18 protein-coding genes are annotated in these 19,606 nt (G+C 70.5%); 6 read left to right on the top strand and 12 right to left on the bottom strand.

Features of this window, described 5'->3' with window-relative positions; all coding sequences use genetic code 11:
• Positions 1–238: hypothetical protein (locus ACZ4LX_RS31285; RefSeq protein WP_467650207.1), on the bottom strand; the 238-nt coding region annotated here is incomplete at its 3' end.
• A gap of 124 nt (positions 239–362) precedes the next feature.
• Here ACZ4LX_RS31285 and ACZ4LX_RS31280 point away from each other — a divergent pair.
• A complete protein-coding gene (locus tag ACZ4LX_RS31280; protein WP_467650208.1) occupies positions 363–1,073 on the top strand; it encodes a DsbA family oxidoreductase in 711 nt (236 codons plus the stop codon).
• Positions 1,074–1,256: 183 nt separating this feature from the next.
• Complete coding sequence (locus ACZ4LX_RS31275) at positions 1,257–2,318, top strand: aminotransferase class V-fold PLP-dependent enzyme (protein WP_467650209.1); 1,062 nt, start codon at positions 1,257–1,259, stop codon at positions 2,316–2,318.
• Positions 2,319–2,321: 3 nt separating this feature from the next.
• On the opposite strand, the gene ACZ4LX_RS31270 is transcribed toward ACZ4LX_RS31275, so the two are convergent.
• Positions 2,322–2,807 carry a MarR family winged helix-turn-helix transcriptional regulator gene (locus ACZ4LX_RS31270; RefSeq protein WP_467650210.1) on the bottom strand — a complete coding sequence of 162 codons (486 nt, stop codon included), beginning with the start codon at positions 2,805–2,807 and terminating at the stop codon, positions 2,322–2,324.
• A 167-nt stretch (positions 2,808–2,974) separates the two neighbouring features.
• Between ACZ4LX_RS31270 and ACZ4LX_RS31265 the strand changes: the two genes are divergently transcribed.
• Positions 2,975–4,045 carry an alkene reductase gene (locus tag ACZ4LX_RS31265; RefSeq protein ID WP_467650211.1) on the top strand — a complete coding sequence of 357 codons (1,071 nt, stop codon included), beginning with the start codon at positions 2,975–2,977 and terminating at the stop codon, positions 4,043–4,045.
• 153 nt (positions 4,046–4,198) lie between these two features.
• Here ACZ4LX_RS31265 and ACZ4LX_RS31260 read toward each other — a convergent pair whose 3' ends face one another.
• The 4 genes from ACZ4LX_RS31260 to ACZ4LX_RS31245 are packed head-to-tail and all read right to left on the bottom strand — an operon-like array spanning position 4,199 to position 8,383.
• Positions 4,199–5,233 (bottom strand): LacI family DNA-binding transcriptional regulator, encoded by a 1,035-nt coding sequence (locus tag ACZ4LX_RS31260; RefSeq protein WP_467650212.1) that lies wholly within the window; start codon positions 5,231–5,233, stop codon positions 4,199–4,201.
• A gap of 41 nt (positions 5,234–5,274) precedes the next feature.
• Positions 5,275–6,141, bottom strand: a complete 867-nt coding sequence (locus tag ACZ4LX_RS31255; RefSeq protein WP_467650213.1) for a carbohydrate ABC transporter permease — start codon at positions 6,139–6,141, stop codon at positions 5,275–5,277.
• Positions 6,138–7,064: a carbohydrate ABC transporter permease gene (locus ACZ4LX_RS31250; RefSeq protein ID WP_467650214.1), complete on the bottom strand. Its 927-nt coding sequence runs from the start codon at positions 7,062–7,064 to the stop codon at positions 6,138–6,140. The genes ACZ4LX_RS31255 and ACZ4LX_RS31250 overlap by 4 nt, the downstream gene beginning before the upstream one ends.
• Entirely contained in the window at positions 7,061–8,383 is a 1,323-nt protein-coding gene (locus ACZ4LX_RS31245; protein WP_467650215.1) for an extracellular solute-binding protein, read from the bottom strand. Before ACZ4LX_RS31245 ends, ACZ4LX_RS31250 begins: the two co-directional genes overlap by 4 nt.
• Before the next feature lie 180 nt (positions 8,384–8,563).
• Here ACZ4LX_RS31245 and ACZ4LX_RS31240 point away from each other — a divergent pair, with 180 nt between their 5' ends.
• Together ACZ4LX_RS31240 and ACZ4LX_RS31235 are read left to right on the top strand one after the other, a co-directional pair.
• A complete protein-coding gene (locus ACZ4LX_RS31240; protein ID WP_467650216.1) occupies positions 8,564–10,609 on the top strand; it encodes a beta-galactosidase in 2,046 nt (681 codons plus the stop codon).
• Positions 10,610–10,668: 59 nt separating this feature from the next.
• Positions 10,669–12,228 (top strand): glycoside hydrolase family 53 protein, encoded by a 1,560-nt coding sequence (locus tag ACZ4LX_RS31235; protein ID WP_467650217.1) that lies wholly within the window; start codon positions 10,669–10,671, stop codon positions 12,226–12,228.
• Between the two features lie 97 nt (positions 12,229–12,325).
• On the opposite strand, the gene ACZ4LX_RS31230 is transcribed toward ACZ4LX_RS31235, so the two are convergent.
• The 6 genes from ACZ4LX_RS31230 to ACZ4LX_RS31205 all read right to left on the bottom strand — a co-directional run bounded on the left by ACZ4LX_RS31230 (position 12,326) and on the right by ACZ4LX_RS31205 (position 18,131).
• The gene (locus ACZ4LX_RS31230; protein ID WP_467650218.1) at positions 12,326–13,360 is read right to left on the bottom strand and encodes a VOC family protein; all 1,035 of its coding nucleotides are present in this window, start codon (positions 13,358–13,360) and stop codon (positions 12,326–12,328) included.
• 105 nt (positions 13,361–13,465) lie between these two features.
• Complete coding sequence (gene thpD, locus ACZ4LX_RS31225; protein WP_467650219.1) at positions 13,466–14,359, bottom strand: ectoine hydroxylase; 894 nt, start codon at positions 14,357–14,359, stop codon at positions 13,466–13,468.
• 6 nt (positions 14,360–14,365) lie between these two features.
• Positions 14,366–14,764, bottom strand: a complete 399-nt coding sequence (locus ACZ4LX_RS31220) for an ectoine synthase (RefSeq protein ID WP_148015956.1) — start codon at positions 14,762–14,764, stop codon at positions 14,366–14,368.
• A 62-nt stretch (positions 14,765–14,826) separates the two neighbouring features.
• The gene (ectB, locus tag ACZ4LX_RS31215; RefSeq protein WP_467650220.1) at positions 14,827–16,089 is read right to left on the bottom strand and encodes a diaminobutyrate--2-oxoglutarate transaminase; all 1,263 of its coding nucleotides are present in this window, start codon (positions 16,087–16,089) and stop codon (positions 14,827–14,829) included.
• Positions 16,090–16,174: 85 nt separating this feature from the next.
• Positions 16,175–16,639: a diaminobutyrate acetyltransferase gene (ectA, locus tag ACZ4LX_RS31210; protein WP_467650260.1), complete on the bottom strand. Its 465-nt coding sequence runs from the start codon at positions 16,637–16,639 to the stop codon at positions 16,175–16,177.
• 385 nt (positions 16,640–17,024) lie between these two features.
• Positions 17,025–18,131 carry a pyridoxal-phosphate-dependent aminotransferase family protein gene (locus ACZ4LX_RS31205; RefSeq protein ID WP_467650221.1) on the bottom strand — a complete coding sequence of 369 codons (1,107 nt, stop codon included), beginning with the start codon at positions 18,129–18,131 and terminating at the stop codon, positions 17,025–17,027.
• A 158-nt stretch (positions 18,132–18,289) separates the two neighbouring features.
• Between ACZ4LX_RS31205 and ACZ4LX_RS31200 the strand changes: the two genes are divergently transcribed.
• On the top strand, positions 18,290–19,390 hold the full coding sequence (locus ACZ4LX_RS31200) for an amidohydrolase family protein (protein WP_467650222.1): 1,101 nt from the start codon (positions 18,290–18,292) through the stop codon (positions 19,388–19,390).
• Positions 19,391–19,606 lie beyond the last annotated feature (216 nt).

The raw sequence follows: 19,606 nt of genomic DNA, 5'->3' as shown, positions 1-19,606 counted from the left end.
ACAGCGCCAGCCCCACATCGTCACCGGCTACTTCAAAGCCCCGCACGTCCGATACGTCCTCGACGAGTGAACCCAATGAGTTTCTGATCAATAGTGAATCCTTCTTCTTGCTGCGGCGGATGTACATCTCTGCCAAGTCGGCGGGTGCGCCCACCGCCGGAATCCAGAGTCCAAGTTCTTTAAGTTCGTCGTCATCGAATCCGAGTGCGCGCAGCGCGGGGAGGTCGTCCCGTTCCATGGTCATCCGTTCGCCGAAGTCGGACCGCTCCGGCGTAGGGGTTGGCCGTGCGTCTCCGGCGTTCACGAGCGAGCCCGTTAAGCGAAAACCCGAGAGAATCGGTAAAACCCCTGGTCAGAGCGGTGTGGCTCCGTTGGTCCATGGGTGCCCGTGGTGCTACATCGGCAAGGCCCGGTTCGAGAAGGGCCTGGCAGGCTTCGCCCACCGCGACGAGGTCGAGGTGGTCCACCGCTCCTTCGAGCTCGACCCCGGGCGCGCCAAGGGCGACACGGCGCAGGTCATCGACATGCTGGCGCAGAAGTACGGGCGCACCCGTGAGGAAGCCCGGTCGATGGAGGCGAACGTCGCGGCCAACGCGCAGGCCGAAGGCCTCGGCTACCGCACCGAGGGCCGTGATCACGGCAGCACCTTCGACATCCACCGGCTGCTCCACCTGGCGAAGGCCCGTGGCCGTCAGGACGAGCTGCTGAGCCTGGCCTACCGGGCCAACTTCGCCGAGGAGCGTTCCGTCTACGACGACGAGGTGCTGGTCGAACTGGCCGTCGAGGCCGGTCTCGACGCCGCCGAGGCCCGCGCGGTGCTCGCCGACCCGCAGGCGTACGCGGCCGAGGTGCGGGCCGATGAGCAGGAGGCGTCCGAACTGGGTGCCGACGCGGTGCCGTTCTTCGTGCTCGACCGCCGTTACGGGATTTCCGGCGGCCAGCCCGCCGAGGTCTTCGCCCAGGCGCTTGAGCAGGCGTGGAAGGACCGCCCGCTGACCGCGATCGGCGGGGACGCGGCAGCCTGCGACGCCGAGGGAGCATGCGAGGTTCCGCAGGCCGGAAGCAACGCCTGACCGCCCGCGCCCGCACGGACGAGCAATGCATATTGCCCGTATCTGCGCGGATATGTAACCCGTCTGCACCTGCGCGGATCTGCGGCGCCTGACCGCCTGCACCTGCACTGATAAGCATTGCTTGGGTGTACCCCTTGACTCGTGGCGATTGACTATGAGTTAAGGGGGATTCAGGCTGGGCCCATGATGATCTCTTCGCTCAGCCGTGCGGTGGCTGCCGAGTTCGCGCCGGAGACCGCCTACCTCAACACCTCCAGCTGCGGACTGCTGCCCCGCCGCACCATCGACGCGGTGAGGGCCCTGGCCGAGGGGATCGCCACGGGCCGCCGGAACGGGGCGGGCGATTTCGAGGCGGTGGACGGGGCCAGGGAGGGTTTCGCCCGTCTCGCCGGTGTCGGCGCGGGCCGGGTCGCCGTCGGCAGCTCGGTCGCCGGCCATGTCGGGCTGATCGCCTGCTCGCTGCCGGCCGGAGCCGAGGTGCTGGCCCCCGAGGGGGAGTTCAGCTCGGTCGTCACTCCCTTCGCGGTACGCGGCGACCTGCGGATGCGGTACGTCCCGCTGGCGGAGCTGGCCGACGCGGTGCGCCCCGGGACCGCGCTCGTCGCCTTCTCGTCGGTACAGTCCGCCGACGGCCGGCTCGCCGATCTGGACGCGGTGCGCGCCGCGGCCGCCGCCCACGGGGCGCGTACGCTGCTGGACGCCACCCAGTCCGCGGGCTGGCTGCCGCTCGATGCCGGGGCGTACGACTACACGGTCGTCGGCGGCTACAAGTTTCTGCTCTGCCCGCGAGGCGCGTCGTTCCTCACGGTCACCGAGGCGGCGCAGGAGTCGCTGCCGCCGGTCTTCGCCGGCTGGGCCGCGGCCGAGGACCCCTGGGGCAGCACCTACGGCCCGGTCGCGCGGCTCGCCTCCAGCGCCCGCCGCTACGACGAGCCGCCCGCGTTCCTCTCGTACCACGGTGCCGAGCAATCCCTCGCGCTGCTGAACGAGATCGGCATCGACGCCCTCCATGGCCATGCCACCGGGCTGGCGGCCCGCTTCAGGGCCGGTCTCGCCGGGCTGGGACACGAGGCCGTACCGGGCGGGACGGCCGTGGTCGGCGTGCCGGGACTCGGCGACCGGGCGCAGGCGCTGGGGCGGGCCGGGGTGATGGTCTCCGACCGGGCCGGCAATCTGCGGGCGGCCTTCCATCTCTACAACACCGAGGCCGATGTGGACCGCGCCCTGGACGTGCTCGGGGGCTGAGGCTCAGCCCTGCCCCGGGCAGTCCGCCGCCTCCCGGCAGAGGTTCTCCTCGACCCTGGCCAGCAGCCGGGCCAGCTCCTTGCGTTCGTCCCCGTCCAGGCCCGCGAGTGTGTGCTCCTCCAGATTCGTCCAGGCCCGCTCCACGTCGGAGAGCAGGGCGCAGCTGTTGTCGGTGGCCTCGACCAGCACGGCCCTGCGGTCGGCCGGGTCGGGGCTGCGGCGGACGTGCCCGGACTGTTCCAGGCGCTGGAGCATCTTCGTGACGGTGGAGGGGTCCAGGCCGACCGCCTTGATCACCTCGGACTGGCGGACCGCCCCGGCGTCCCAGAGGTACATCATCAGGAACTCCTGGCCGGGGTAGAGGTCCGCGCCCTTGAGCAGCTTGCCCGCCGCGATCCGGTGGAGCCGTGCGACCCGTGACACGGCATGGCTGACCGGTCCGCCGCGCGCGGCGCTGGGCAGCTCGGTACAGGCGGGATCGGACGTCATCGGGGCTCCTCGGGTGGGGGCGGGGCCGTTCTCCGGCCGCCTTGTGCGGTTCCTTCCGACTTTACCTTGGCCGGCCAATCAATACGCTACAGTGGCGCTCGTCGCAGATACTTGGCCGGCCACACGGTTTTGATTGGCCGACCACATATTGTCTTCGGAGGCTGTCCATGACCACCGCATTCGACCCGTTCGACCTGGCCGGCGCGCAGCTCGCCAACCGCATCGCCCTGGCGCCGATGACCCGCAACCGGGCCGGTGCGGGCGGCACGCCGACGGAGCTGACCGCCGAGTACTACGCCCAGCGCGCCTCCGCCGGACTCCTCATCACCGAGGGCGTCCAGCCCTCGGCCGTCGGCCAGGGCTACCCCAACACCCCCGGCCTGCACAGCGCGGAGCAGGTGGCAGGCTGGCGCGGGGTCACGGACGCCGTGCACGCCAAGGGCGGCACGATCTTCGCCCAGCTCATGCACGCCGGCCGGATAGGCCACCCGGTCCTGCTGCCCGACGGGCTCACCCCGGTCGGCGCCTCCCCGGTCGCGGCGGCGGGGCAGGTCTTCACCCAGGAGGGTCCGAAGGACTTCGTCACCCCGCGCGAGCTGACCGGCGACGAGGTACGGGCGACGATCGCCGACTTCGTGACCGCCGCCCGCAACGCGGTGGACGCCGGGTTCGACGGCGTGGAGCTGCACGGCGCCAACGGCTATCTGATCCACCAGTTCCTGGCACCCAACTCCAATCTGCGCACCGACGAATGGGGCGGCTCCCCGGAGGGCCGCATCCGGTTCGCCGTCGAGACCGCGCGTGCCGTCGCCGCCGAGATCGGTGGTGCGCGCACCGCGATCCGGATCTCGCCCGGAAACCCGTTCAACGACATCGACGAGCCCGCGCCCGAGGCCGCCTACAGCGCACTGGTGCAGGCCCTCGCACCGATCGGGCTGGCCTATCTGCACATCCTCGAGAGCAAGGCGGACGACCGGGAGCTGACTGCCGCGCTGAGCAAGGAGTTCAACGGCACGGTCGTCCTCAACCCGGCGACCGACGGCTCCACCGGACCCGAGTCCCTGACCCTGGTCGAGCAGGGCGTGGCCGATGTCATCTCCTACGGCGCGCTGTTCCTGGCCAACCCGGACCTGCCGGAGCGGCTGCGGGCGGGCGGCCCCTTCAACACGGCGGACAAGGCGACCTTCTACGGGGGCGACCACCGCGGCTACACGGACTACCCGGTCCTGGGAGCCTGACACCCCGGCCGGGCCGGCGACACCCCGGCCGGGCCGGCGGCACCCCGGCCGGGCCGGCGGCACCCCGGCCGGGCCGGCGGCACCCCGGCCGGGCCGGCGGCACCCCGGCCGGGCCGGCGGCCGTGGCTCGCGGAGGTGCCCCGGCCGCCCCGGTCAGGCCGAGTCGCGGCGCACGAGCTCGGTGGGCAGGATCACCGCGGCCGGGTCCTCCCCGCCGATCTGGGCCAGCAGCACCCGTACCATCTCGGCGCTGATCCGGTCCCACGGCTGCCTGATCGTCGTCAGTGCCGGCCGGGAGGCGAGCGCCGCGGGGGAGTCGTCGAAACCGCCCACCGCGACATCGTGCGGCACCGCGCGCCCCGCCTTCTCCAGCGCCGCGAGCACCCCCTGCGCCATCAGGTCCGAGGCGACGAACACCGCGTCCAGGTCGGGGGCCCGCTCCAGCAGCAGCGCGGCGGCCGCCTCGCCGCCCGCCCGGCTGTAGTCGCCCGGCACGATCAGCGCGTCGTCGGCGGGCAGCCCGCAGTCGGCCAGCATCTCGCGGTAGCCCGCCAGCCGCTCCACGCCGCCCGGGGTGTCCAGTGGGCCGCTGACCGTACCGATCCGGCGGCGCCCCGACTCGTACAGGAAACGCACCATGTCCCGGGCGCCGTCCCGGTCGTCGGCCGCCACATAGCTGAGCTTCGAGCCCTGCCCGAGCGGCTTTCCGCAGGCGACGAGGGGGACGCCCGCCTCGTGGAGCTGGGCGGCGACCGGGTCGCCCGAGTGGCTGGAGACCAGCAGCACTCCGTCCACATGGCCGGCGATGTACCGCATGTTCCGGCGGCGCTCTGCCTCCGTACCCGCGATCATCAGCAGCAGCGGGATGTCGTGCGCGGCGAGGGCACTCGTGCAGCCGCGCAGCAGCACATTGAAGTTCGGGTCCTCGAAGAACCGTTCCTGGGGCTCGGTGAGCAGGAACGCCACCGAGTCGGAGCGGCCCGTGATCAGCGACCTGGCATGCCGGTTCACCGTGTAACCGGTCTTGCGGATGGCGGAGTTGACCGCGTCGAGCGCGGCCGGGCTGACGTTGTGACCACCGTTCAGCACCCGGGAGACCGTGCCGCGCGAGACTCCGGCCTCCCGCGCCACGTCATGGATGGTCGGCGGCCGTCGGCGTCCCGTACCGGTCTGTTCTGTGCGGCTCATGGTGCGTGATCTTTCATCAAGTGGCTTCCTGGTGGCGCCCGTCAGGACTTTACGGCCCCGGAGAGCAGGTCGAGGCTCCAGAACCGCTGGATGACCAGGAACAGGGCGATCAGCGGGACGATCGCCAGCAGCGCCCCCGTGATCACCAGCGTATAGAGCGCCGGTGTGTTGGAGCCCTGCTGGAGCAGGGTGAAGAGACCCAGTGTGACCGGGAACTTCTCGTCGTCGCCGAGCATGATGTACGGCAGCAGGAAGTTGTTCCAGATCGCGACGAACTGGAAGAGGAAGACGGTCACCAGGCCCGGCAGCATCATCGGCAGCGCGATGGTCCGGAAGATCCGCCACTCCCCGCCGCCGTCCATCCGGCCGGCCTCGATGACATCGCCGGGCACGGCTGCCGCCGCGTAGATCCGGGCGAGGTACACGCCGTACGGGGAGAGGATCACCGGCAGCATCACCGAGAGGTAGGAGTCGGTCAGATCGGCCTTCGCCATCAGCAGGTACTGCGGTACGGCGAGGATCACCGGCGGCATCAGCACCCCCGCGAGCAGGATGTTGAAGATGCTCTCCCTGCCCCGGAAGCGGTACACGGCCAGGGCGTACCCCGACATGGCGGAGACGCCCGTGGACAGCAGCGCCCCCACACCGGCGTAGAAGGCCGAGTTGGCCATCCACTTCCAGTACACGCCGTCCCGGTACGCCGAGAGGTCGGCGACGTTCTCCGCGAAACCGGATCCGGGCAGGAAGGTGAAGGTGGAGAACAGCTCGCTGCCCGACTTGGTCGAGGCGACGAGGATCCAGGCGACGGGCAGCAGGCAGTACAGGGCTCCGAGCAGCAGCGCCGCGGTGGGCACGAGGGCGAACCGGCGGGGGGCCGCCGCCCTCGGGGTCGGGTGCGTCGTGGTCACTGGGCATCCCCCTGCTTCGTACGGGAGTTGGCCGCCTTCAGGAAGCCGAAGGACAGGGCCAGGGTGACGACGGCGATGATGACCGCCTGGGCGGCCGCCGTGTAGATGTCGTTGTTGACGAAGGCGTCCTGGTAGACCTTCATCAGCGGACTCCAGGTGGTGGAGAGGGAGTTGGTGAGCGGCTTCAGCGTGGTCGGCTCGCTGAACACCTGGAGGGTCGCGATGATCGAGAAGAAGAAGGTGAGCACCAGCGACGGCGCCACCATCGGGATCTTGATCCGGAGCGCTGTCTGCCACTGCGAGCAGCCGTCGAGACGGGCCGCCTCGAAGATCTCGGCGGGGATCGACCGCAGCGAGGTGTAGATCACGATCATGTTGAAGCCGGTTCCGCCCCAGACCGCGATGTTGGCGAGCGCGAGGTAGAGCGGTCCGCCGTCGAGCAGATCGGGCTGCGGCAGACCCGCCTTGTCCAGTACGAAGTAGAACGGGCTGACGTCGGGCAGATAGAGGAAGCCCCACATCAGGGCGGCGACGACCCCCGGGATCGCGTACGGGAGGAAGATCGCCAGCCGGGTGAAGCCGCGCAGCCGGAGCCCTTCGGTGTCCAGGAGCAGCGCGAAGAGCAGGGCGAGGCCCAGCATCACCGGTACGACGATCGCGCCGTAGCCGAGGATGCGGAGCGCGCCGTGAAGCAGCTCGGAGTCCGAGAGCGCGTCGGCGTAGTTGGCGAACCCGGCCCAGATCTCCTGGCGGGCGCCCTTGCCCAGGCCCAGCCCGCTGACCTCGGTCCGCCGGAAGCTGAGGTAGAGCGCGTAGCCGATGGGCAGGGCGAAGAAGAGCAGGAACAGCACGGTGGCGGGGATCAGGAAGGCGTACGGGGCGCTCTTGACCCGGTACGCCTTCCGGCTGCGTGCGCGTGTCACTCGGAGACTCCGAAGCCCTGCTTCTTCATGTCGGCGACGGTGGCGTCCTGCATCGCGGTGAGAGCCGGCCCGAAGTCCGACTTGTTCTTGGCGGCCGTGGCGAAGTTGTCCTTGAACGCGGTGTACGCGACGTTCACGTTCGGGCCCCAGGCGGCCGGGGCGGTGCCCTGGGCGATCTTGGCGGCCTCGGTGTAGAAGTCCGGCTGGTTGGAGAAGTAGGCCGGGGGCTTTGCGAGGGCGCCACCGGTCTGGGCGGCCGTGGCGGCGGGGTAGATCCCGCTCTCCTTCACCAGTGCGGCGAGCGCGGCGGGGTCGGTGTTCAGCCACTTCGCGAAGGCCGCCGCGGCCCCCTTGTGCTTCGAGTCGTTGGTGACCGCGGTGGAGGAGCCGCCCCAGCTGCCCGTGACGCTCTCACCGGACTTCCACTGGGGGAGCGGGGCCATGGCCCACTTGCCCGCGGTGCCGGGCGCCGCGGTGGTCAGCGTCCCGGGAGCCCAGACCGCGCTGACCCAGGCGATCTGCTTGCCGGTGTTGAGCGCCTTGTTCCAGGCCGGGGTGTACATCGGCTGGTTGTCGATGGCGCCCTCCTTGACCAGTCCGCCCCAGAAGCTCGCGACCTTCCGCGTGGCCGGGTCGTCGATCGCGACCTTCCACGTGTCGCCGGACGTGGTCCACCACTGGGCGCCGGCCTGCTGGGCGAGGCCCGAGAAGAGCCCGGAGTCGTTGGAGGAGAAGGTGGTGAGGTCCTTGTCCGGCGCCTTCTTCTTCAGGGCGCGGGCGGTCTCGGCGAACTCGTCCCAGGTCGTGGGCACGGAGAGGCCGTACTGCTTGAACAGGTCCTGGCGGTAGTAGAACATCAGCGGGCCGGAGTCCTGAGGCAGGGCGTAGAGGGCGTCCGAGCCCAGCGTCGCCTGCTGCCAGAGACCTTCGGCGAACTTGTCCTTCGCATCGCCCGCCTCCTTGGATATGTCGGCCAGCACGTCGTTGGAGACCAGGGTGGGGAGTGCCTGGTACTCGGCCTGTACCAGGTCGGGGGCCTTGTGCGCCTTCGCCGCGGTGATGATCTTGGTGACCAGGTCGTCGCCCGACGCCTGCTTCTTCACCGTGACCGTGATCCCGGCCTTCTTGCCCTCGCCCTTGTTCCAGATGTCCGCGACCTTGTCCAGGCCGGGGGCCCAGGCCCAGTAGGTGAGCGATGCGGGGCCGGAGGCGGCCGGGCCGTCGCCGCTGCCGTCGTCGTCCGACGAGCCGCAGCCCGTGAGCAGTGCGGTGGCGGCGAGCATGGCGGCCGTGGACGCCGCGACGATGCGGTACTTCATGGATGTCTCCCCTGACGAGAAGCGAGGGTGCAGCGCTGATGTGCGCTGTGAGCGTTCACAGTAGAGAAACCAAACCGACACTTGTCAATGGTTGTTGCTGTGCGGTTATGTTGGGTCTGCGCCACCGAGAGTGTGTGTGCACGTTCCCAGAAGTTGTACCAAAGAGCTCAGGAGACGCCCATGCCGCACACCCCTCGCGCGAGTGCCCCGAAGGGTCTGCACCAGCTGGCCTTCGGTGGCGACTACAACCCCGAGCAGTGGCCCGAGGAGGTCTGGCCCGAGGACATGCGCCTCATGCGGGAGGCTGGCGTCACCATGGTCAGCGTCGGGATCTTCTCCTGGGCGCTGCTGGAACCCGAGCCCGGCAGATACGACTTCGGCTGGCTCGACCGGCTCCTGGACCTGCTGCACGCCAACGGCATCCGCGCCGACCTCGGCACCCCCACCGTCGCCCCGCCCGCCTGGTTCTACCGCGCCCACCCCGAGGCCCTGCCGCTGAGCAGGGACGGCGTCCGGTACGCCTTCGGTTCACGCGGCGCGATCTGCCACAGCAACGCCGACTACCGGGCCGCCGCCGCGAACATCACCGAACAGCTCGCCCTCCGGTACGCGAACCATCCGGCCCTCGCCCTGTGGCACGTACACAATGAGTACGGCGTTCCGGTCAGCGCCTGCTACTGCGACAGCTGCGCCGCCCACTTCCGCCGCTGGCTCGCCGACCGCCACGGAGGGGCCGAGGAGGTCAACAGGGCCTGGGGCACCGCCTTCTGGGGCCAGCGCTACCGAGGTCTCGACGAGATCGACCCGCCGCGCACCACTCCGACCGTCGGCAACCCGGCCCAGCAGCTCGACTACGCCCGCTTCGCCGACGCCACCATGCGCGAGAACTTCTGCGCGGAACGCGACATCCTGCACCGGCTCGCCCCCGGCATCCCGGTCACCACCAACTTCATGACCGCGCTCAGCCAGTGCGACTCGGTGGACTACTGGGCCTGGGGACGGGAGGTCGACCTCGTCACCAACGACCACTACCTGATCACCGACGGCCGCCGCACCCATGTCAACCTCGCCATGGCCGCCGACCTGACCCGCTCGGTCGCCGGCGGCGCCCCCTGGCTGCTCCTGGAGCACTCCGCCGGCGGCGTCAACTGGCAGCCCCGCAACCCCGCCAAGCGCCCCGGCGAGATGGCCCGCAACAGTCTCGCCCATGTCGCACGCGGCTCCGAGGGGGCGATGTTCTTCCAGTGGCGGCAGTCCCTGCGCGGCGCGGAGAAGTTCCACTCGGCGATGCTCCCGCACGCCGGCACGGACTCCCGGATCTGGCGCGAGGTCTGCCGGCTGGGCGGCGACATCGGGCTGCTGAACGAGATCCGCACCACCCGGACCGTCGCCGGCGCCGCCATGCTCTGGGACTGGGAGTCCTGGTGGGCCCAGTCCCTGGAGTGGCGCCCGAGCCAGGACCACGACGCCCGCGAGCGCGCCGACTCCTTCTACGCCTCGCTCTACGACCGCCACCTCACCGTCGACTTCGCCCACCCCGGCGCCGACCTGTCCGGCTACCCCCTGGTCGTCGTCCCGGCCCTCTACCTGGCCACCGAGGAGACCGGCCGCAGTCTCCGGCGTTATGTGGAGGGCGGCGGCACCCTCGTCGTCTCGTACTTCTCCGGGATCGTCGACGCCGACGACGCCGTGCACCCCGGGGCGTACCCGGGCGCGCTCAGGGACGTTCTCGGGCTGACGGTCGAGGAGTTCTCGCCGCTCGCCGAGGGCGGCACGGTCCGGCTGATCACCCCCGAGGGCGCCCCCGAAGGGCCCGAGCTGACCGGTGACCTCTGGTCCGACGTGGTGATCCCGCGCGGCGCCGAGACCATGTGGTCCTACGCCGACGGCATCCCGGCGGGCCGGCCCGCCGTCACCCGGCACCGCCTCGGCGAGGGCACCGCCTGGTACGTCTCCACCCGGCTGACCGGAAGCGGCCTGGACGCCGTCCTCGACCGGGCCTGCGAGGACGCCCGGATCGCCCCCCGCACCGGCCTCCCGTACGACGTCGAGGCCGTCACCCGCACCGGCGACAGCGGCACGTACCTCTTCGTCATCAACCACACCGGGGGCGACACGAAGGTGCCGCTCGCCGCCCCCGGTACCGAACTCCTCACCGGAGAGCCGGCCACCGGCCATCTCGCCGTTCCGGCAGGTGCCGTCCGCGTGGTCCGCCTCGACGGCTGAGGACGCACGACCGCTCCCCCTCCACGCAACTCCCGCGCACGGTCGAAGGGACATCGACGATGTACGGAACGAAGCACGGCAAGAAGAGAGCGGCGGTGCTGGCGGCCTCGCTGTCCGGCCTGCTGCTGGCCGCACTCCCCGCACAGGCGGCCACGGCCGCCACCGCCCCGGTCAACACCGGTTTCGAATCGGGCGCCACCGGCTGGTCGACGTACTCGGCCGCCGGGCAGAACGCCGCCTCCTTCACCGAGGCGGGCGGCCACAGCGGCGCCACCAGGCTCAGCCACTGGTCCGCGTCCGCCTACAAGGTGGAGACGTACCAGTACCTCACCGGCCTCACCGACGGCACGTACACCCTGAGTGCCTGGGTGCGGTCCGGCGGCGGCCAGAACGCCGCGTACCTCGCCCTGCGCAACTGCGGAAGCGCCGAACAGCGGACCGACCTGCCGCCCACCGCGAACGGCGCCTGGATCCGCCTCGTCACCTCCGTGAAGGTCACCGGCGGTTCCTGCACCATCAGCCTGAACTCGGACGCCCACGCGGGGGAGTGGGCCAACTTCGACGACATCACCTTCGCCCCGGGCACCACCGGGCTCACCGTGAAGGGCGGAGACCTCTCCACCCTCCCGAAGAACGAGGCGCACGGCGCCGTCTACCGCAGTGCGAGCGGCACCTCGGGGGACGCGATGGGCCTCCTGCGGTCCGCCGGGATGAACTACGTCCGCCTCAAGGTGTGGGTGAACCCGGCCGACGGTTACAACGACAGGACCCACGTCCTGGCCATGGCCGAGCGCGCCAAGGCGCTGGGCATGAAGGTGCTGATCGACTTCCACTACTCCGACAGCTGGGCCGACCCCGGCAAGCAGAACAAGCCCGCCGCCTGGTCCGGACACGGCTACGCGCAGCTGCGGACGGACGTCTACAACCACACGTACGACGTCCTCGCCGCCCTCAAGGCGCAGGGCACCACCGCCGACATGGTGCAGATAGGCAACGAGACCAACGCCGGAATCCTCTGGCCCGAGGGGTCCACCGACCACTGGTCCCAGCTCGCCGGCCTGCTCACCTCCGGCGCGAACGCGGCCAAGGCCGTCTCGTCCGGTACGAAGGTGGCCCTGCACCTCGCCAAGGGCGGCGACAACGCCGGCACCCGCTGGTGGTTCGACAACGCCGTCGCGTACAGCGTGCCCTTCGACGTCATCGCGCTCTCGTACTACGGCTACTGGCACGGGCCGCTGAGCGACCTCCAGACCAACCTCGACGACGCCGCCTCCCGGTACGGGAAGCCGGTGATGATCGCCGAGACGGCCTACGCCCATACCCTGGCCGACGCCGACGGCCTGGAGAACAACATCGCCACCGCGGACCAGCTCGTCAGCGGCTACCCCGCCACCCCGGCCGGCCAGGCGGCGAACCTTCGCGACGTGATGAACGTCGTCGAAGCCGTGCCGGGTGGCCGGGGCCTGGGCGCCGTGTACTGGGAGCCGGCCTGGACCGCCGCCAGCGGCAGCGGCTGGGACCCGGCCGATCCCGCGTCCGGCAACGCCTGGGAGAACCAGGCGCTGTTCGGATACGACACGAGGCTGCTGCCGGCGGCGAGCTGGTTCTCCCACCGTTAGGCCCGTGAGGTTCGGGCCGGGCCCGCGGGGTCCGGCCCGAACCGGCCCGTAGCCTCCGGCCGTCCGGGGGTGTCCCCTCCGCCGGCCGGGAAACCCCCTACGGCTGCGGGGTCTCCTGGGTCTCCTCCAGCGGGGCCCCGTGCCACTTCCACGAGGTCACGCGCTCGCGGCCCGGCAGATCCGCACGGCCGGTGGACCAGAGCAGTACGGCCCACCGGTCCTCGTCCGCCGGGGCGTCGGGGAAGAGCCTGGCCAGGACCCGGTCGCACAGCTCGTCCGGCGGGGTCCAGCCGATGCCCAGCCCCTGGGCGACGTCGTGCGCGTGCACCAGGGTCTCCACGACGCCCATGGCGGCGAAGCCCTCCGCGTCCGAGGCTCCGAACACATGGTGGGAACGGACGTCCGGAGGGGTGGTCCGCACCACCGCCGCCAGCAGCGCGCCGCTGGCCTCCAGCGTCCGCAGCAGCCCGTCCGTGCCGGCTGCCGGGTCCGCGAAGACGGCGTTGTGCGGGCCGCCCTCGCGCCGGGGGGCCCAGTGGTAGGGCACGTCGGTCCCCGACGGCTGTGCGGGCGCGCCCAGTTGGACGGCGTACGCGAACAGGTCGTCGCTCAGATGCTCCACGGTCTCCCAGCAGTCCCAGGTGAGCGTCCCCGCCGGGACACGCCAGTCGTCCGCCGGTGACTGCCTGAACGCCGCCACCGCCGGCGCGAGGGCCGATGTCACGTCGTCCGCGGTGACCGGCAGCCGTGTTCCGGCCAGTAGCGCCCGCTCACGCGCACCGCACTCCACACAGAACTCGTTGCCCTCCGGATCGGCCAGGGTCACCCAGCCCCGCCCGTTCGGTCTGCGGTGGTCACCGACGAGCGTGGCGCCGAGGGCGAGCAGCCGCTCGACCTCCTCGTCCCGGGTTCGGTCGTCCGGCTGGATGTCGAGGTGGAGGCGGTTCTTGACGCTCTTGGGGTCGGTCACGGTGACGAACAGCAGCGCGGAGCCAGGGGTCTCGACGAGCGCCTCGGGATCACCGGGGAAGTCGTCGTCGGCGAGGGAGGCGCCCAGCACCTCGGCCCAGAACGTGGCGAGTTCGTAGGCGTCGGCGCAGTCGACGGTGACGTGGTGTACATGTGAAGTCATGATCTCCACTCTCTCGCCCGGCCGGTGCCGGGTCCAGCCGGTAACGACGGAGGCGGGGGTGGGACGGCATCCCGTCCCACCCCCGCCATGACCACCGTGCGGGCCCTACCTCACCGGTGTGAAGTCACGCGCCCCGATGAACTCCGGGCGGCGGACCGGCGCCGCGAACGGCTCCTGGGCCGTGTTCTCCACGCTGTTGAACACGATGAAGACGTTGCTGCGCGGGTACGGGGTGATGTTGTCGCCCGACCCGTGCATCGCGTTGCAGTCGAACCAGGTCGCCGAACCGGCCTTGCCCGTGAAGAGCTTGATGCCGTGCCGGCCGGCCATCTTCGTCAGCGCCCCGTCCGACGGGGTGCCCGCGTCCTGCATCCGCAGCGACTTCTTGTAGTTGTCCTTCGGCGTCTCGCCCGCGCAGCCGAGGAACGACTTGTGCGATCCGGGCATGATCATCAGCCCGCCGTTGGTGTCGTAGTTCTCGGTCAGCGCGATCGACACGGACACGGCCCGCATGTTCGGCAGGCCGTCCTCGGCGTGCCAGGTCTCGAAGTCCGAGTGCCAGTAGAAGCCGGAGGCCCCGAAGCCGGGCTTGACGTTGATCCGTGACTGGTGGACGTACACGTCCGAGCCGAGGATCTGCCGGGCCCGTCCCACCACGCGTTCGTCGCTGACGAGCCGGGCGAAGACCTCGCTGATCCGGTGGACCTCGAAGACCGACCGTACGGAGTCCGACTTCGGCTCGATGATCGAGCGCTCGTCGGCCCGCACCGAGGGATCGGCGATCAGCCGCTCCAGCTCGGCGTGGTAGCCGGCCACCTCGTCCGGGGTGATCAGCTGGTCGACGGTGAGGAAACCGTCGCGTTCGAAGCCCTGGAGCTCCTTGGCGGCGACCGGACCCGGTGCGCCCGGCGCGGACCAGATGACCGGGTCCTGACGGGGAGTGGTCATCTCGGCGGCGCCGCGCGACGGGTAGAGGTCGGCTCGTACATCAGTGGTCATGGGGGTTCAGCCCTCCTCGGTCAGCAGCGGGTAGACACCGTTCTCGTCATGCTCCTCCCGTCCGGTGACGGGCGGGTTGAAGACACAGACACAGCGGAAGTCCGTCTTGGGACGCATGGTGTGGTGCTCATGGCCGTTGAGCAGGTACATCGTGCCGGGAGTGATCCAGTGCTTCTCGCCGGTCTCGTCATTGGTGAGCTCGGCCTCGCCCTCGACACACAGGACCGCCTCGATGTGGTTGGCGTACCACATCGACGTCTCGGTACCGGCGTACATCGTGGTCTCGTGGAGCGAGAAGCCCACCTTCTCCTTGGCGAGCAGGATGCGCTTGCTCTCCCAGGTCCCGGAGGCGGCCTTCACATGCCGGTCGGTGTTCTCGATGTCACTGAACGATCGGACGATCACGGTGGGTCAGTGCCTTTCTCTCTGCGGTGTCTCTCGTCGGGCCCGCCCGGGGCGGCCCCCGGTCAGGCGGTCTCTCGGACGCAGCGGGCCAGCGTGCGCAGGCCCTCGTCCAGCTCCTCGGGTGTGATGGTCAGCGGCGGCAGCAGCTTGACGACCTCGCTCTGCGGGCCGGACGTCTCCAGGAGCAGTCCCAGTTCGAACGCGCGGGCGCACACGGCCGACGCGCGCGCCGGGTCGTCGAACTCCAGGCCCCACACCAGTCCGCGGCCCCGGAACCGAGCGCTGTCGTGCTCGCCGCAGATCGCCAGCAGGGCCTGTTCGACCTGCTGGCCCCGGGCCAGCGTCTGCTTCTCCATCTGGCCGTCGGCCCAGTAGGCGTCGAGGGCGGCGGCGGCGGTGACGAACGCCGGGTTGTTGCCCCGGAAGGTGCCGTTGTGCTCGCCCGGCTCCCAGATGTCCAGCTCGGGCTTGAACAGGCAGAGCGACATGGGCAGTCCGTAGCCGCTGATGGACTTCGACAGCGTCACGATGTCCGGAGTGACGCCGGCTTCCTCGAAGGAGAAGAAGCGGCCGGTGCGGCCACAGCCCATCTGGATGTCGTCGACGATCAGCAGCATGTCCTGGCGGTGGCACAGCTCCTGGAGCGCGCGCAGCCACTCGGCGCGGGCGACGTTGACGCCGCCCTCGCCCTGGACCGTCTCCACGATCACGGCGGCGGGCTTGTTGAGCCCGGAGCCCTGGTCCTCCAGCAGCCGCTCGAACCAGAGGAAGTCCGGGACGGTGCCGTCGAAGTAGTTGTCGAACGGCATCGGAGTGCCGTGCACCAGCGGGATACCGGCACCGGCACGCTTGAAGGCGTTGCCGGTGACGGCCAGCGAGCCGAGCGACATGCCGTGGAAGGCGTTGGTGAACGAGACGACGGACTCGCGGCCCTTGACCTTGCGGGCCAGCTTCAGCGCCGACTCCACGGCGTTGGTGCCTGTCGGGCCGGGGAACATCACCTTGTACGGCAGGTCGCGCGGCCGCAGGATGACGTTCTGGAAGGTTTCGAGGAAGGCGCGTTTGGCGGTCGTCGCCATGTCGAGGCCGTGGGTGATGCCGTCGCGCTCGATGTAGTCGATCAGCGCGCGTTTCAGCACCGGGTTGTTGTGACCGTAGTTGAGGGACCCGGCTCCGGCGAAGAAGTCGAGGTACGAGTGGCCGTCCTCGTCGGTCAGCCGGGCGCCCTGCGCACGGTCGAAGACCGCGGGCCAGCCTCGGCAGTAGCTCCGTACCTCGGACTCCAGTGTTTCGAAGACGCTGAGGGCGGGCGGGGTGATGGTCACAGCGGTTCTCCTGCGTGAGGGGGGTTGTGACGAGCAGCGGTGAAGGTGACTACGACGGGCGGCACCCGCCGGAAGGCATGGGTGCTCAGGCGTGGAACGGGCCGATGGTGTAGAGCACTTCCGGCAGATGGGATTCCTCGGGGAACAGGGCGCCGTCGAAGAGCACCTCGCGTTCCAGTGCCACGTCGTGGCGCCGTGCGTAGGAGGTGAACAGGCGGTCCGATGCCTTGTTGTCCGGGGTGACGGTCGTCTCGACCGAGGCGAGGCCCTGCTCCCCGGCGACGCGGGCGGTCAGGGCGTCCAGCAGCTTCGCTGCCAGGCCGGTGCCCCGGTGGCCGTGGTCGACGGCCACCTGCCAGACGACGAGCGTCTCCGGGCGGTCGGGCCTGATGTACCCCGTGACGAAGGCGACCGGGGAACCGGTCTCGTCGCGGGCGACCACGGAGGTCGCCGCGAAGTCACGGCACCACAGCAGATAGCTGTACGAGGAGTTGAGGTCCAGGACCTCGGAGTCGCGGGCTATGCGCCAGAGCGCGGCTCCGTCCTCCACTCGTGGGGTGTCGATGGTGATGAATTCGCTTCGGGCACGTGCAATCTCTGCTGGTGCGGCGGTCATGCGAATTGAATTTACCCAGCAAATTTCTAAATTGCATCGAGGCAAGGGGTTGGGTGGCGCGACTCGTTGTGTTATCACGCGAGTGTGCGCCCCTGCGCGAACCCTTCCCGTTTTCTACCGATTTGACGGGCATATATCCGACATAACACTCCCGGTGTGGAGTCGGTCACAAGGCTGTAACTCTCGTGCCACGCAACCGAATTGTGTAGATCGGCGGCGCTGGAAACTGGGGCGTTTAGCCCGCAGGAAAGCGGGCATAAGAATGCGGGGAGCTGCTCTGAATAAGGCGGCTCCCCGCATTTTTGGATTACGGCGGGATTTATGCGCTGGGCCAGGTTTCCAGGACGGCCTTCCGGGCAGCCTCCAGATCGACCGGCCGGCCCGCGTCGGCCAGCGCCGCCCCCAGAGCCGCGAGTGAGGAGAGCACCGCGCCCCGAGTGGCGTCCACCCCGTAGTGATTGACCCGGATCATCTCCTTGGACAGCGCCCCGCCCCCCGCGATGAGCGGCAGCGACGGCTCACCCGCGAGCGCCTGCGCCACCAGCTCCGAGGCGTCCACGCCTTCCGGGGCGCGCAATGTGGTCGCCACCGGAGCCGCGTCCCGCGCCTCGCGCACATACGGCGCAAGGCCGCCGCCCAGGGCCACCGCCCCGGCCCGGGTGGCCGCGGCAGCCGCCGCGTGACGGGCCATCAGCGCGTCCAGCCCCTCCGCCTCGATCCGCTCCGTACAGGCCTCCAGCGCCAGCATCTCCAGCTGGGCCGGAGCGTGCGGCAGCGCCTTGCGGCCGCCGTCGATCCAGCGTTCCTTCCAGTCCAGCAGAGACAGGTAGGAGCGGCGCGGCGCCTGCGGGTTGGCGGCCATCCGCTCCCAGGCGCGGGCACTCACCGACACCGCGGCCACCCCGGCCGGACCCCCCATCGCCTTCTGCGCCCCGATCACGCACAGGTCCACGCCCCAGGCGTCCGGCAGCAGCGGCTCGGCGCCCACCGACGCCACGGCGTCCAGCATGAACAGCGCCCCGTGGGCCCGGACGACCTCGCCGATCTCCGCGACCGGGTTGGTGTTGCCGGTGGCGGCCTCCGCGTGCACCAGGGACACGAAGTCGATCTCCGGGTGCGCGGCCAGTTCCCGCGCCACCTGGGCGGCGGTGACGGCCGTGTGGAACGGGACGGTGAGATCGATGACCTCGGCGCCGCAGTCGCGCAGCCAGTTGCCGAACGTCTGCCCGTACGGCCCCGTGACGATGTTCAGCGCCACCGAACCGGGGCGGGCGCCGCCCCTGATGCAGCCTTCGAGGGGGAGGAGCGCCTCGCCCTGCATGATGACGACGTCCTGCTCGGTGGCGAGGAGACCGGCCACCCGCCGCTCGATCGCCGCGAAATGCGCGGCCGTGAGCGGGGTCAGGTCGAGGAAGGGGTGCGTCACGGTGGTGCTCTCTTCGGGATCGGATCGGTGTGCGGCCCGGCCTGCGGGCCAGGCCTGCAACGAGGGTACCGAGCCCTTCGCGGACGGCCCGGACCCGTCCGCCGGATCGGTCCCGAGCGGGCGTGGCACGCATTCCGGTGCCTCGTACAGTGCTGTCCATGAGCGATCACGAGGTGCCGCGGGTGCTGCAGGTGAAGGGGCGGGTGCTCGTCGGCCCGGAGGACGTCAGGGACGAGATCTGGGCGGTGGACGGGCGGATCTCGTACGAGCGGCCCGCCGGGGCCGACGACGCGGTCGTCGTCACCGGCTGGGCCCTGCCGGGGCTGGTCGACGCCCACTGCCACGTCGGGCTCGACCATCACGGAGCCGTCGACGCGGCCACCACGGAGAAACAGGCCCTCGACGACCGGGAGGCCGGGGCGCTGCTCCTGAGGGACGCGGGCTCACCGGCCGACACCCGCTGGATCGACGGCCGTGAGGACCTGCCGAAGATCATCAGGGCCGGCCGCCACATCGCCAGGACGCGGCGCTACACCCGTAACTACGCCCATGAGATCGAGCCCGGTGATCTGGTGGCGTACGTCGCGCGGGAGGCGCGCCGGGGGGACGGCTGGGTGAAGCTCGTCGGCGACTGGATCGACCGTGAGGTGGGCGATCTGACCGCATGCTGGCCGCGTGCGGAGGCCGGGGCGGCGATCGCCGAGGCGCACCGGCTGGGCGCCCGGGTCACCGCGCACTGCTTCGCGGAGGATTCGCTGCGGGATCTGGTCGAGGCCGGAATCGACTGCATCGAGCATGCGACGGGGCTGACCGAGGAGACCATCCCGCTCTTCGCCGAGCGCGGGGTGGCGATCGTCCCCACCCTGGTCAACATCGCCACCTTCCCCGCGCTCGCGCAGGGCGGGGAGGCCAAGTACCCCCGCTGGTCGGCGCATATGCGCCGGCTCCATGAGCGCCGGTACGACACCGTGCGCGCCGCGTACGACGCGGGGGTGCCGGTGTTCGTCGGCACCGACGCGGGCGGGGTGCTCGCCCACGGCCTGGTGGCCGACGAGGTCGCGGAGCTCGTCAAGGCGGGCATCCCGGCCCTGGAGGCGCTGTCCGCCACGACCTGGGGAGCCAGGGCATGGCTCGGCAGACCTGGTCTGGAGCAGGGCGCGCCGGCCGACCTGGTGGTGTACGACGAGGACCCGAGGGCGGACGTGCGCGTGCTGGCGGCCCCGCGCCGGGTCGTGCTGAACGGGCGCGTGATCGGCTGATCCGGACGTTCGGGGGCCCGGACCGGTCCGTCCGGGTCCGTCCCGGGCTCGTCCGTCCGGGCTCGTGGTACGCCGTGTTGACCGGCAGTTACCGGGAGCGGTGTGACTCGTTGGACTACCTCGTGTGTTCCGGTACGAGGGCCGTCCGCGCTCGGTGAAACAGGTGAACTCAAGGAACGTACGTGCCGTAACAATCGAATACAGGCACGGAAACCC

Source organism: Streptomyces sp. NPDC026062 (assembly GCF_055568375.1).
The sequence above is the reverse complement of the archived record's forward strand: the minus strand, read 5'-3'. Positions and strand labels throughout refer to the sequence as shown.